14 protein-coding genes are annotated in these 12,351 nt (G+C 71.2%); 11 read left to right on the forward strand and 3 right to left on the reverse strand.

The features are described 5' to 3' along the window. The 3 genes from L2I40_RS10045 to L2I40_RS10055 form a co-directional block, all read right to left on the reverse strand. Nucleotides 1–1,008 (reverse strand): metal ABC transporter permease (locus L2I40_RS10045; RefSeq protein ID WP_237214769.1); only part of this gene is annotated, 1,008 nt, incomplete at its 3' end. A 157-nt stretch (nucleotides 1,009–1,165) separates the two neighbouring features. Continuing rightward, entirely contained in the window at nucleotides 1,166–1,930 is a 765-nt protein-coding gene (locus L2I40_RS10050; protein WP_237214770.1) for a metal ABC transporter ATP-binding protein, read from the reverse strand. Between the two features lie 3 nt (nucleotides 1,931–1,933). Further along, on the reverse strand, nucleotides 1,934–2,941 hold the full coding sequence (locus L2I40_RS10055; protein ID WP_237214771.1) for a metal ABC transporter solute-binding protein, Zn/Mn family: 1,008 nt from the start codon (nucleotides 2,939–2,941) through the stop codon (nucleotides 1,934–1,936). A gap of 132 nt (nucleotides 2,942–3,073) precedes the next feature. On the opposite strand from L2I40_RS10055, the gene L2I40_RS10060 reads away from it, so the two are divergent. From L2I40_RS10060 to L2I40_RS10110, 11 genes are all read left to right on the forward strand, one after another. After that, complete coding sequence (locus tag L2I40_RS10060; RefSeq protein ID WP_237214772.1) at nucleotides 3,074–3,406, forward strand: ArsR/SmtB family transcription factor; 333 nt, start codon at nucleotides 3,074–3,076, stop codon at nucleotides 3,404–3,406. A 219-nt stretch (nucleotides 3,407–3,625) separates the two neighbouring features. Then, entirely contained in the window at nucleotides 3,626–4,561 is a 936-nt protein-coding gene (gene coxB, locus L2I40_RS10065) for a cytochrome c oxidase subunit II (RefSeq protein WP_237214773.1), read from the forward strand. Nucleotides 4,562–4,595: 34 nt separating this feature from the next. Further along, nucleotides 4,596–6,194, forward strand: a complete 1,599-nt coding sequence (gene ctaD / locus L2I40_RS10070) for a cytochrome c oxidase subunit I (RefSeq protein WP_237214774.1) — start codon at nucleotides 4,596–4,598, stop codon at nucleotides 6,192–6,194. A 37-nt stretch (nucleotides 6,195–6,231) separates the two neighbouring features. After that, on the forward strand, nucleotides 6,232–7,185 hold the full coding sequence (locus L2I40_RS10075; RefSeq protein WP_237214775.1) for a heme o synthase: 954 nt from the start codon (nucleotides 6,232–6,234) through the stop codon (nucleotides 7,183–7,185). Continuing rightward, nucleotides 7,182–7,319: a hypothetical protein gene (locus tag L2I40_RS10080; RefSeq protein WP_237214776.1), complete on the forward strand. Its 138-nt coding sequence runs from the start codon at nucleotides 7,182–7,184 to the stop codon at nucleotides 7,317–7,319. Before L2I40_RS10075 ends, L2I40_RS10080 begins: the two co-directional genes overlap by 4 nt. A gap of 5 nt (nucleotides 7,320–7,324) precedes the next feature. Then, nucleotides 7,325–7,945, forward strand: a complete 621-nt coding sequence (locus tag L2I40_RS10085) for a cytochrome c oxidase assembly protein (protein WP_237214777.1) — start codon at nucleotides 7,325–7,327, stop codon at nucleotides 7,943–7,945. Nucleotides 7,946–8,124: 179 nt separating this feature from the next. Further along, nucleotides 8,125–8,964 (forward strand): cytochrome c oxidase subunit 3, encoded by an 840-nt coding sequence (locus L2I40_RS10090; protein ID WP_237214778.1) that lies wholly within the window; start codon nucleotides 8,125–8,127, stop codon nucleotides 8,962–8,964. Nucleotides 8,965–9,183: 219 nt separating this feature from the next. Continuing rightward, the gene (locus L2I40_RS10095; protein WP_237214779.1) at nucleotides 9,184–9,396 is read left to right on the forward strand and encodes a hypothetical protein; all 213 of its coding nucleotides are present in this window, start codon (nucleotides 9,184–9,186) and stop codon (nucleotides 9,394–9,396) included. A 20-nt stretch (nucleotides 9,397–9,416) separates the two neighbouring features. After that, complete coding sequence (locus L2I40_RS10100; protein WP_237214780.1) at nucleotides 9,417–10,079, forward strand: SURF1 family protein; 663 nt, start codon at nucleotides 9,417–9,419, stop codon at nucleotides 10,077–10,079. Continuing rightward, complete coding sequence (locus L2I40_RS10105; protein WP_237214781.1) at nucleotides 10,076–11,560, forward strand: carboxypeptidase M32; 1,485 nt, start codon at nucleotides 10,076–10,078, stop codon at nucleotides 11,558–11,560. The genes L2I40_RS10100 and L2I40_RS10105 overlap by 4 nt, the downstream gene beginning before the upstream one ends. A gap of 25 nt (nucleotides 11,561–11,585) precedes the next feature. Further along, the coding region (locus L2I40_RS10110; RefSeq protein WP_237214782.1) for a GTPase family protein at nucleotides 11,586–12,351 on the forward strand (766 nt) is incomplete at its 3' end.

Consider the following 12,351-nt stretch of genomic DNA (forward strand, 5'->3'; position numbering starts at 1 on the left):
CTTGCCCACGCGCCAGCCACGCGCCGCCGCGACGGCCGTGATCGGCGCCCAACGGTCGCCCGCCGTGCCCGGTCCGGCGCCGGCGGCCTCCTGCGCCTCCCAGGCCGCGCGCAGGAAATGCTCGGTGTCCGCGTCGAGACGCCGGCGGGCCAGCGTCACGCCGCGCGACACCAGGCCGCGGTCCGGCGCGAAGAGAAGCGCGAGCGTGAAGAAGCCGGCCGCCACCAGCACCACCGCGGCGCCGGTCGGCACCTCCGGCCGCAGCGCCGAGAGCCAGGCGCCGGCCGCGCCCGCGATGCCGCCCGTGGCCGCGGCGATCGACAGCATGCGTGGCAGGCGATGCGTGACGAGACGAGCGGTCGCCGCGGGCAGCACCAGCAGCGCCACCACCAGGATCAGCCCGACCGCCTGCAGCCCGCTGACGCAGACCAGCACGATGAGGCCGAGCAGCAGCAGGTCGGTCCGGTCGGTGCGCAGCCCCTGCACGCGCGCGAAATCGGCGTCGAAGGCGACCGCGCGCAGCCGTTGGAAGGCCACCAGCACGGCGAGCAGGCTGGCGCCCGCGACGGCGGCTGCGATGGTCGCATCCTCCGCCCGCATCGCCGCCGCCTGGCCGAGGATGAACTTCGACAGCCCCGCCTGCGCCGCGCCCGGCAGCGTCTGCAGCCAGGACATCAGCGCGACGCCGGCGGCGTAGAAGGACGACAGCACGATGGCGATCGCCGCGTCCTCGCGGATGCGCCGCGTGCGCGTCAGCGCCTGCACCGCGACGACGCCGAGCAGCCCGGCGACCGCCGCGCCCGCCAGCAGCGGCGGCAGCGCGCGCGGATCCGCCCCGACCAGGGCGACGATCAGCGCCGCGACGGCCACCCCCGGCAGTGCCGCATGCCCCACCGCATCGGCGACGAGGGCGCGCCCGCGCAGCAGCGCGAAGGTGCCGACCGTCCCCGCCGCCACGCCGAGCAGCGCGCAGCCCGCCAGCACGACGGCGGTGTTGTAGGTGATCATCACGCTGCCCTCAGGCGGCGGGCGCGCGCTTCGCGCGCCTCGTGCCGGAGGCACGCCTGCGGCGTGACGCTTGCGCGCCTCAGGCATGGTGCGCCGGACATCGCGGTTACGCGCCGCGCGGGGCCGCCTTGGCGGCCCGGAAAAGCGGGCGTTCCGCTCATCCCCCGTCCGCCCCGGCGGCGACGCTGGCCTCGTCGAGCAGCGCGAGCCGCGCGCCATAGGTCGCGCCGATCGCCTTCGTCGTGAACGCCTGCTTCACCGGCCCTTGGGCAAAGACGCGCGCATTCAGCAGCAGCACGCTCTCGAAATACTCCGGCACAGTGCCGAGGTCGTGATGCACGGCGACCACATGCCGACCCCGCGCCGCGAGGTCGCGCAGCACCGCGACGATCGCCGCCTCGGTCGCCGCATCCACCGCCGCGAAGGGCTCGTCCATCAGCACGAGCTCGGCGTCCTGCGCCAGCGCGCGCGCCAGGAAAACGCGCTGCTGCTGCCCGCCGGAGAGCTTGCCGATCTGCCGGTCGGCGAAGTCCTCCATGCCGACCTGCGCCAGCGCGGCCCGCGCCGCCTCCAGGTGCCGGCGCGGCACGCGGCCCCACCAGCGCATCCGCGGGTAGCGCGCCATGCAGACAACATCGAGCGCGGTTGCGGGGAAGTCCCAGTCGACGCTCGCGCGCTGCGGCAGGTAGCCGACGCGGTCGCGCACCTCCTCGAGCGGGCGGCCGAAGAAGCGCACCTGCCCGGTCAGCACCGGCACCAGCCCGAGCGCCGCCTTGAGCAGCGTGGACTTGCCCGCCCCGTTCGGCCCGACGATCGCCGTCAGGCCCGGCGGCGCCGCCCAGGTGACGTCCCACACCGCCGGCCGCTCGCCATAGGCGACGGTCAGGTGGCTGACGGACAGCGGTGCAGGGGCCTGGGACATGGGCTAGGCGGCCAGCCGCCCGTTCAGTCCGCGCGGCGGCACGCGCCCGCCGAGCGCCCGCGCGATGGTCGTGATGTTGTGGTCCATCATGCCCTCGTAGGTGCCCTCGTAGGTGCCCGGCCGCCCCATCGCATCCGAGAAGAGGTTGCCGCCAAGCGCGACGCGCTGGCCGCGCGCGCCCGCCCCCTCGATCAGCGCGCGCACCGCGCGGTCCGGCACCGAGGTCTCGGCGAAGACCGCCGGCACGCGGCGCTCGACCAGCTTGCGCACCAGCGCCTCGATCCCCGCCAGGTTCGCCTCCGCCTCGGTGGACAGTCCCTGGATGCTCTCGATCTCGAGGCCGTAGCGCGCCCCGAAATAGCTGAACGCGTCATGCGCGGTGACGAGCACGCGCGCAGTGGCCGGTATGGACCCCATCGCCTCGCGCGCATAGGCGTCGAGCCGCGCGCAGCGCTCGCGGAAGCGCGCCAGGTTGTCGGCGATCGCCTCCCGCGCGTCCGGCGCCAGGCGGGTCAGCGCCTCCCCGGCCGGGGCGGCCGCCTCGGCCCAGAGCGTCGGGTCCATCCAGACATGCGGGTCGGCGGCATCCGGGTAGTCCGGGTTGGCCCGCAGCCGCTCCCGCGGCAGCGACTCGGCCATCAGCACGACGGGCTTACCCGCAGTGCGCACCCGTTCCAGCACGTCGCCCATCCGCCCCTCGAGGCGGTGGCCAACGCCGAACACCGCATCCGCCCCCAGCAGCCGGGCGATGTCGGCCCGGGTCGGGCGGAAGAGGTGCGGGTCCACCCCCTCGCCGATCAGGGTCTCGGTGCGGACCCGCCCACCCGAGACGTCGCGGACCACGTCCCCGACCATCGCGACGGTGGAGACGACGCTTCGGGTCCCGCTGCGCGCGCCCTGCGCCAGCCCCGGCAGGGGTAGCAGCGCGCCGAGGCCAGCCAGGATCGCGCGGCGGCCCACATGCAAACGCCTGTTCACATGTGGAGCTGTCGAGACGTCATCTCTATTCATCTCTTCAGATGTTCCTTGATTTTCAATAGTTTAGACTAAAGCTGCAGCTTGTGCCGCCATGCGGCCGCGTCAAGGGATGCTGGACGGCGTCGCGGCGCGGCCCGATGCTGCGGCGCCACCCAGGAAGCCCCGATGGCCGCAAAGGACCGCATCGCCGAGGATCAGGTCGTCGAACTCGCGGAGATGTTCCGCCTGATGAGCGACCCGACGCGGCTGCGCATCATCCTGGCGTGCCTCGACGCGCCCGTCCCGGTCGGCGAGATGGCGGAGCAGCTCGGCATCTCTGCCTCGCTCGTCTCGCACCACCTGCGGCTGCTGCGCGCGGCGCGGCTGCTGCAGGCCGGGCGGCGCGGCCGGCAGGTGTTCTATGTCGTGGGCGACAGCCACATCCGATCGATGCTGACCGACATGGTCGATCACGTGGCCGAAGGCGAAACCGACCTCGAGGCCGCCCCGGGCGCCTGACCGCGGGGTGGGCAGGTCCGTAACCGGGCCGTGCCTCACGCCCTTGGCAGAGGCTTGATGCACCTCACTTGTGCGGTGCGGGACGGGCTTCTATAGCATCCGCGCGTGCCGCGTGGCGCCCGCTATGCGGTGCGCCATGACGGCGCCCCGGGGCCACACCGGGCGAGGCAAGAAGATGTTGAGGATGCGCAGCCAAAGCTGCGACGGCGGGACGGCAGGATGAGGAAGCACTTCGGCGCAGGCCTGGTCGGCGCTCTCTATGCCAGTGGGGCGCGCCTCGTCGCGGCTGCCCTGCTGCTGTTCGCGACCGCGGGCACCGCGCTCGCCCAGACCGCGCAGGGCGGCGCCGCCCCGATGATCGGCGCGCCGCAGCCTTGGGGCATGGGCCTCCAGGCTTCGGGTGGACCGATCAAGGACGCCATCTCGTCCTTCAACAGCCTCGTCTTCTGGATCATCGTCGCGATTACGATCTTCGTCTTCCTGCTGCTCGTCTGGGTGGTGGTGAAGTATAGCGCCGCCGCGAACCCGAAGCCTTCCCGCACCAGCCACAACACCGCGCTCGAGATCGCCTGGACGGTCGTGCCGGTGCTGATCCTGCTGGTGATCGCGATCCCCTCCTTCCGCCTGATCTACTACCAGGACCGCGCGGTGGACGCCGAGTTCACCATCAATGTGCAGGGCCGGCAGTGGTACTGGCACTACGCCTACCCGGACCAGGGCAACTTCACTTTCGACAGCTACCCGGTCCAGGACGCCGACATCCGCCCCGGCCAGATCCGCGCGCTGTCGGTGGACAACCCGCTGGTCATCCCGGTCGGCGCCAATGTCCGCATCCTGACCACCGGCCAGGACGTGATCCACAGCTTCTTCGTCCCGTCGCTCGGCGTGCAGAAGTACACGATCCCCGGCCGCACGCTGGAGACCTGGATCCGCGCCGATCGCCCCGGCGTCTACTACGGCCAGTGCAACCAGATCTGCGGGGTGAACCATTGGTTCATGCCGATCGAGGTGCGCGCCGTGCCGCGCGAGGAGTTCAACGCCTGGGCCGAGCAGGCGCGGACCCGCTTCGCGCAGGGGCTGCCGCCCGGCCCGCCGCCCTCCGTCCTGGCCGAGCGCCAGGCGCAGTCCACCACCATTGCCGACGCGCGCCGCTGAGGCGCGCCGGAACCCGATCAGCGGAAAGACGCCGATGGACACCGCGGCCCACGCCCACTCCAACGACCATCACCACGACCACAAGCCCGGCTTCGTGCAGCGCTGGCTGTTCAGCACGAACCACAAGGACATCGGCACGCTCTACATCGGCTTCGCGCTGATCGCCGGCATCATCGGCATCGGCCTGTCGCTGCTGATGCGCATGGAACTGCAGTCGCCGGGGATGCAGATCTTCGCCGACGGGCAGATGTGGAACGCCTACGTCTCGGCCCACGGCCTGATCATGGTGTTCTTCGTCGTGATGCCGGCGCTGATCGGCGGGTTCGGCAACTGGTTCGTGCCGATCATGATCGGCGCGCCGGACATGGCCTTCCCGCGCATGAACAACATCAGCTTCTGGCTGCTCGTGCCGGCCTTCCTGATGCTGGCGGCATCGCTCTTCGTGGGTGAGGGCCCGGGCGGCGGCTGGACGATCTACCCGCCGCTGACCGACAACACCTACCACCCGTCCATGGCGATGGACCTGGCGCTGTTCAGCCTCCACCTGGCGGGCGCGAGCTCGATCCTGGGTGCGGCGAACTTCATCACCACCATCTTCAACATGCGCGCCCCCGGCATGACGCTGCACAAGATGCCGCTCTTCGTGTGGTCGATGCTGGTGACCGCCTTCCTGCTGCTGCTGGCGGTGCCGGTGCTGGCGGGTGCGATCACCATGCTGATCACCGACCGCAACTTCGGCACGGCCTTCTTCGACCCGGCCGGCGGCGGCGACCCGGTGCTGTTCCAGCACCTGTTCTGGTTCTTCGGCCACCCCGAAGTGTACATCATGATCCTGCCCGCCTTCGGGATCGTGAGCCACATCGTGTCGACCTTCAGCCGCAAGCCGATCTTCGGCTACCTCGGCATGGCCTATGCGATGGTGGCGATCGGCTTCGTCGGCTTCATTGTCTGGGCGCACCACATGTTCACCTCGGGCATCGACGTGGACACGCGCGCCTACTTCATGGCCGCGACGATGGTCATCGCGGTGCCGACGGGAATCAAGATCTTCTCCTGGATCGCCACAATGTGGGGCGGCTCCATGACCTTCGAGACGCCGATGCTCTTCGCCATCGGCTTCATCTTCCTCTTCACCGTGGGCGGCGTGACCGGCGTGGTGCTGGCGAACGCCGGCATCACCCAGATCCTGCACAACACCTATTACGTCGTGGCGCACTTCCACTACGTGCTGAGCCTCGGCGCGGTGTTCGGCATCTACGCCGGCATCTACTACTGGCTCGCGAAGATGAGCGGCCGGCAGTATCCGGAGCGCCTCGGCCAGATCCACTTCTGGCTGACCTTCGTCGGCGTGAACCTGACCTTCTTCCCGATGCACTTCCTGGGCAACCAGGGCATGCCGCGCCGCTACCCGGATTATCCGGACGCCTTCACTGGCTGGAACGCGATCGCTTCGATCGGCTCCTACATCTCGGTCGCGAGCTTCGTCTTCTTCTTCTACGTCCTCTGGGTCACCTTCCGCCGCGGCGCCCAGGCCGAGGCGAACCCCTGGGGCGAGGGCGCGACGACGCTCGAGTGGCAGGTCAGCTCCCCGCCGCCCTTCCACACCTTCGACGAGCTTCCGCGCGTCCGTTGAGCGCGCGGCGGCGAACCCCCGCATGAGGTGACGCCCGATGAGCGGCGCGACGATCGAGAAGGGGGGGGCGCAAGCCCCCCTCGACGCATCTTCCGGGGCGGACTTCTCCGAGGTCCGCGACTGGATCACGCTGCTCAAGCCGCGCGTGATGACGCTCGTGGTCTTCACCGGCATCGTTGGCCTGCTGGTCGCGCCGGCGCCGATCCATCCGGTGCTGGGCGTCGCTGCCATCCTCTGCATCGCGGTCGCGGCTGGCGCGGCGGGTGCGATCAACATGTGGTACGACCGCGACATCGACGCGCTGATGCGCCGCACCGCACGCCGGCCCATCCCGTCCGGTCGCATCGCGCCCAACGCGGCCCTTGGCTACGGCCTGACGCTCTCCTTCGCCTCCGTCGCCGTGATGGGCCTCGCGACCAACTGGGTCGCGGCGGGCTGGCTCGCCTTCTCGATCTTCTTCTACGTCGTGATCTACACGATGTGGCTGAAGCGCCGGACGCCGCAGAACATCGTCATCGGCGGCGCGGCGGGCGCCTTCCCGCCGGTGATCGGCTGGGCCGCCGCGACGGGCGACGTCTCGCTCGTGCCGCTGATCCTCTTCGCCATCGTCTTCATGTGGACGCCGCCGCATTTCTGGGCGCTCAGCCTCTGGGCGCATGGCGACTACGCGCGGGCCAAGGTGCCGATGCTGCCGGTCACCCACGGCGCGAGGGAGACGCGGCGCCAGGTGCTGCTCTACACCATCGCGCTGATCCCGGTGACGCTCGCTCCCTGGTTCGTTGGCTTCTCGGGCCTTGCCTATGCCGCGGCCGCGGCCATCCTCGGCGCGGTCTTCCTGTGGCACGCCGTGCGCGTGGTGCGCGAGGCGCAGGACGAGGCGGGGCGGAGCCTTTTGAACGACGCCGCCGCGCGCGCCACCTTCAAGTACAGCCTCTACTACCTCTTCGCCCTCTTTGCCGCCCTCGCGGTGGACCGGCTCTGGATCGCATGACCCCCGAGGAACGCCTCGCCTTCGAGAAGCGCCGCAAGGCCCGCAACTGGGCGATCATGCTGACGCTGCTCGGCCTCGTGCTGCTGTTCTATTTCATCGCCATGGCGCGCTTCCCGCGCAGCATGCTGGGCTGATCGCGATGGACGCGGATCGTCGCGCGCAGCTCGCCAGGCGCAACCGGCGCGTCGCCAGCGGCGCCTTCGCGACCGTCGCGCTGATGGTTGGCGTCTCCTTCGCCGCCGTGCCGCTCTACGACTGGTTCTGCCGCGTCACGGGCTTCGGCGGCACGCCGATGATCGGCCAGCAGGCCCCCGCGACGCCGGGCGACTTCGTCGTCACCGTGCGCTTCAACGCCAACACCCAGCCGCAGCTGCCCTGGCGCTTCGAGCCGGCGCAGCCCTCCGTCCAGCTTCGCGTCGGCGAGGAAGGCATGGGCTTCTACACCGCGCGCAACCTGTCTGACCGGCCAGCGACCGGCATCTCGACCTACAACGTCACGCCCGAGGTGGTGGGCAAGTACTTCCACAAGGTCGCCTGCTTCTGCTTCGAGGAGCAGACGCTCGCCCCCGGCCAGCAGGTCGACATGCCGCTCGCCTTCTGGGTGGATCCGCGGATCGCGACGGATCCGAACACCCGCGGCATCCGCACCATCACGGTGAACTACACCTTCCACCGCAGCCTGCACGACGCCGAGCGCAGCGGCGCGCTGGCTAATGCCGGCCCGCATGTCGGGCGGCGCGAGGCGCCCGAGACGCGTTGACCGCGCGCCCAGGGTGGGCGAACCGGACCGCGTAGCAACCGTTCGCCCGACTCGCGGCGCAAGGCTGCTCGAGACCTTGCCGGAGAGGTGCCGCCGGGCTTGATCTGCGCCCGGCGATGCGGGATTGATGCGGCGCGAAACGGCAGGGGCGGCAAGTCCCGTCAGGATCGGAACGAGCGATGGCGAGCCAGACCAGCGAGACGGGCGCGAGCCCCTACAAGCACCCCTACCACCTGGTGGACCCCTCGCCCTGGCCGCTGCTCAGCGCCTTCGCGGGCGGCGCCCTCGTGCTTGGCATCGTGCTCGGCGCGCATGGCAGCGGGTGGTGGCTGACCGGCATCGGCGTGCTCGCCACGCTTGCCTGCATGTTCTTCTGGTGGCGCGACATCATCAAGGAAAGCCGCACGCCTGGCCTGCACACGCCGGTGGTCCGCATCGGCCTGCGCTACGGCATGGTGCTGTTCATCGCCTCCGAGGTGATGTTCTTCGTCGCCTTCTTCTGGGCCTATTTCCACTTCGCGCTGTTCCCCGAGCACGTCTCCGGTGCGGAGAAGGCGATCTGGCCGCCGGCCGGGATCCTGACCTTCGATCCCTGGCACCTGCCCTTCCTGAACACGATGATCCTGCTGCTGTCGGGCTGCACGGTGACCTGGGCGCACCACGCCATGCTGCAGAACGACCGCAAGTCGCTGATCACCGGGCTTGCGCTCACCGTCGCGCTCGGCGTCGCCTTCACCGGGTTCCAGATCAAGGAATACATGATCGCGCCCTTCGGCTTCACCGAGGGCATCTACCCGTCGGTCTTCTACCTCGCGACCGGCTTCCACGGCTTCCACGTCTTCGTCGGCACCTGCTTCCTCGCGGTCTGCCTGTTCCGCGCCATCCGCGGCCACTTCACGCCGGAACGCCATTTCGGCTTCGAGGCGGCAGCCTGGTACTGGCACTTCGTGGACGTGGTCTGGCTGTTCCTCTTCGTCTTCATCTACTGGTGGGGCGCGGGCGTCATCGCCCACCACTGATAGGCCCCACGACGTCGCCTTCGGCGCCGCCGCGGACCCCGTGTCGGCGCCGTCTCCTGGGACTGACGGCTCATCCTGCCGAGGCAAAGCCTCGGCAGGGCACCCGGGGGCCACTCTCCCACCTCTCTGCCGCCGCCGCAGGATAAGTCTCCACCGACTGCTCTGGCGCCGGCCCGGGCGCGTCGTTCAGACTTCGGCTCCCGGAACCGAGTCGATCCCATGAAGCCTTTCCTCTTCGCCGCCGGCTTCGGCGTGCTGGTACTCGTGGTGGGCGGCGTGTCCGGCGTCGGCCCGATTTGGCTGTTCGGCGGCGCGGCGCTGGCCGCGGGGTTCGGCTGGATGCTCGGCGGCACGCCCTCCGGCCCGTCCGGTCCCGAAGCCAATACCGGCGCCGGGCCCGATGGCGGCGGCGGGGATGGCGGCAACGGCTGAGCCGCGCCAGATAAGAGGGGATGCGTCGCTCCTTCCTGATCGCCACGTTGGCCTCGCTTCCTGTGCTAGGCGTGCTGCTCTTCCTCGGCACCTGGCAGGTCGAGCGGCTGCACTGGAAGACCGACCTCATCGCCCGCATCGCCGCCGCCGAGGCCGCGCCGGCAATCCCGCTGCGCGACCCGCCGGAGCCGCTCGCGAAGGTCCGCGTCACCGGCCGCTTCGATCATGCGCGGGAGGCGATCCTCGGCGTCGAGCCGCGCGGCAACCAGCTTGGCGCGCATCTCGTCACGCCGATGCTGCGTGACGGCGCGCCCGCCATCCTGGTGAACCGCGGCTGGGTGCCGATCGACCGCCGCGGATCGGTCGCCCGGCCCGAGGGCGAGGTGACGGTCGAGGGCTGGGTGCATCCCGGCGACCGCCGCAACGCCTTCTCCGCGACCGACGATGTCGCCGGCCGCCGCTTCTACACCTTCGACCCGCCGGCGATCGGTGCCGCACTCGGCCTGCCCGTCGCGTCCTATGGCATCGTGGCGATGGGCGGCCCGGGAACGCCCGACCCGGCACGCGCGCTGCCGCGTCCGACGAACAACCACCTCGGCTACGCGATCACCTGGTACGGGCTCGCCGTTTCGCTCGTCCTGGTCCTCGCCGCCTTCGCCCTCCGCCGCCGGAGCCAAGCATGAACGCCGCCTATGACCGCCTGAAGGCCCGCTTCGCCCGCCTCGGCGCGCTGAACGAAGCGGCCGGCATCCTGCACTGGGACGCGGCCGCGATGATGCCGCCGGGCGGCGGCAACGCGCGCGGCGAGCAGCTCGCCGCACTGGCCGGCGTTGCGCACGAGGTGCTGACCGATCCGCGCGCGGCTGAGGACCTCGCCGCCGCGACCGCGAGCGACGAATGGGACGTCGCGAACCTTCGCCTGATGGCCCGCGCCCATGCCCGTGCCACCGCGTTGCCGACCGACCTCGTCGAGGCGACCGCGCGCGCCAACTCCGCCTGCGAGAAGGTCTGGCGACAGGCCAAGCACGACGCCGACTTCCGCAAGGTGGAGAAGCCGCTGGCCGAGGTTGCGCGCCTGCAGCGCGAGACCGCGCAGGCGCTGGGTGCCGCGCTCGGCATGGATCCCTACGACGCGCTGATGGACGGCTACCAGCCCGGCGTCACCGCGGCCGATGTCGAGCCCGTCTTCGCCGCCTACGAGGCCTGGCTGAAGGACGCGCTGCCGCGCGCCGAGGCGATCCAGGCCGCGAAGCCCGCGCCGGTCCCGCTGGCGGGCGAGTTCCCGGCCGACGCCCAGCGCGCGCTGTGCCGCGAGATGGCGGAGCGCGTCGGGCTCGAGTTCAGCCACGCGCGCCTCGACGAATCGCTGCATCCCTTCTGCGGCGGCAACCCGTCCGACGTGCGCATCACGACCTTCTATGACGAGGCGAACCCAGCCAAGGCGCTGCTCGGCGTGCTGCACGAGACCGGGCATGCGATGTACGAGCGCGGCCTGCCCGCGAGCTGGGGGCGCCAGCCGGTCGGCGAGGCGGCCGGCATGGCTGCGCATGAATCGCAGTCGCTGATCGTCGAGATGCAGGCCTGCCGCTCCGACGCCTTCCTGACCTTTCTCTCGGGCCGGATGCGCGCTTCCTTCCGGGCCGATCCGCGCGCGACCGCGCCCGACAACCTCGCCCGCCTCTGGCGCCGCGTGGAGCGCGGCTTCATCCGCGTGGATGCCGACGAGATGACCTATCCCGCGCATGTCATCCTGCGCTTCCGGCTCGAGCGCGCGATGATCGCGGGCGAGCTGGAGGTCGCGGACCTGCCCGGTGCCTGGAACGAGGGGCTGCGCGCACTGCTCGGCATCGTCCCGCCCGACGACGCGCAGGGCTGCCTGCAGGACATCCACTGGCACGACGGCGCCTTCGGCTACTTCCCCTCCTACACCCTTGGCGCGATGGCGGCGGCGCAGCTGATGGCGGCGATCAGGGCGGACATCCCCGGGCTCGACGACATGCTGGCGCAAGGCGACCTCTCCGCGATGATGCGCTGGCTGAACCTCAACGTGCACGGGCAGGGCGCGCGGCTCGGCTTCCAGGACCTGCTGCGCCACGCGACGGGAAAGCCGCTCGATCCCTCCGCCTTCACCGCGCATCTGACGCGCCGCTATCTCGACGCGTGACGGTGGGCGACCCCATCTAGGGCGCGTGGACGCCCCCCCGCCCCCCAGCCTGAGCCGCCTCTGGCGCGCGATCGCCGACCGGCTGACCGCGCCGCCCGACCGCGCGGAGGCCGAGGCGGTGCACGACGCGGCCGCGACGACGGCGCCGGTGCTCTGGCTGCTCGGCAAGACCGGCGTCGGCAAGACCTCCATCGTCGCCGCGCTGACCGGCGACAAGGCGGCGGAGGTCGGCGCCGGCTTCGCCCCCTGCACCCGCACCGCGCGCGTCTTCGACCTGCCGGCCGAGGCGCCGTTGCTGCGCTTCCTCGACACGCGCGGCCTGGAGGAGCCCGGCTACGACGCCGCCGAGGACATCGCCTGGTGCGAGACGCAGGCGCATCTGATCCTCGCCGTCCTGCGCGTGGACGATCCCGCGCAGGGCGCGGTGCTCGCAGCACTCCGCGCCGCGCGGCGCCGCCATCCCGACTGGCCGTTGGTCGTCGCGCAGACGCATCTGCATGCCCTCTACCCCGCCGGCGCCCCGCATCCGGATCCCTATCCCTTCACCGGCGGTGTGGAGGATCTGTCGCATCCCGCGATCCCGCACGCGCTGCGTCAGGCGCTCGCGCATCAACGCGCGCTGTTCGACGACCTGCCTGGTCCCGCGCCGCGCTTCGTGCCGCTGGACTTCACCGACGCCGCCGACGGCTACGACCCGATCCACTACGGCCTCGACGCGCTGCTCGCCGCGCTGGCCGAGGCCGGACCCGCCGCGGCCGCCGCGCTGCGCGACGGCGGCGCGCGCGACGAGG

It is taken from the genome of Falsiroseomonas oryziterrae (genome assembly GCF_021864505.1).
GTDB lineage: Bacteria > Pseudomonadota > Alphaproteobacteria > Acetobacterales > Acetobacteraceae > Falsiroseomonas > Falsiroseomonas oryziterrae.

Bases quoted from the DNA above. Each gene is read 5' to 3' on its own strand.
- L2I40_RS10050 (WP_237214770.1), bottom strand. From the start codon at position 1,930: ATGTCCCAGGCCCCTGCACCGCTGTCCGTCAGCCACCTGACCGTCGCC.
- L2I40_RS10055 (WP_237214771.1), bottom strand. From the start codon at position 2,941: ATGAATAGAGATGACGTCTCGACAGCTCCACATGTGAACAGGCGTTTG.
- L2I40_RS10060 (WP_237214772.1), top strand. From the start codon at position 3,074: ATGGCCGCAAAGGACCGCATCGCCGAGGATCAGGTCGTCGAACTCGCG.
- coxB (WP_237214773.1), top strand. From the start codon at position 3,626: ATGAGGAAGCACTTCGGCGCAGGCCTGGTCGGCGCTCTCTATGCCAGT.
- ctaD (WP_237214774.1), top strand. From the start codon at position 4,596: ATGGACACCGCGGCCCACGCCCACTCCAACGACCATCACCACGACCAC.
- L2I40_RS10075 (WP_237214775.1), top strand. From the start codon at position 6,232: ATGAGCGGCGCGACGATCGAGAAGGGGGGGGCGCAAGCCCCCCTCGAC.
- L2I40_RS10080 (WP_237214776.1), top strand. From the start codon at position 7,182: ATGACCCCCGAGGAACGCCTCGCCTTCGAGAAGCGCCGCAAGGCCCGC.
- L2I40_RS10085 (WP_237214777.1), top strand. From the start codon at position 7,325: ATGGACGCGGATCGTCGCGCGCAGCTCGCCAGGCGCAACCGGCGCGTC.
- L2I40_RS10090 (WP_237214778.1), top strand. From the start codon at position 8,125: ATGGCGAGCCAGACCAGCGAGACGGGCGCGAGCCCCTACAAGCACCCC.
- L2I40_RS10095 (WP_237214779.1), top strand. From the start codon at position 9,184: ATGAAGCCTTTCCTCTTCGCCGCCGGCTTCGGCGTGCTGGTACTCGTG.
- L2I40_RS10100 (WP_237214780.1), top strand. From the start codon at position 9,417: ATGCGTCGCTCCTTCCTGATCGCCACGTTGGCCTCGCTTCCTGTGCTA.
- L2I40_RS10105 (WP_237214781.1), top strand. From the start codon at position 10,076: ATGAACGCCGCCTATGACCGCCTGAAGGCCCGCTTCGCCCGCCTCGGC.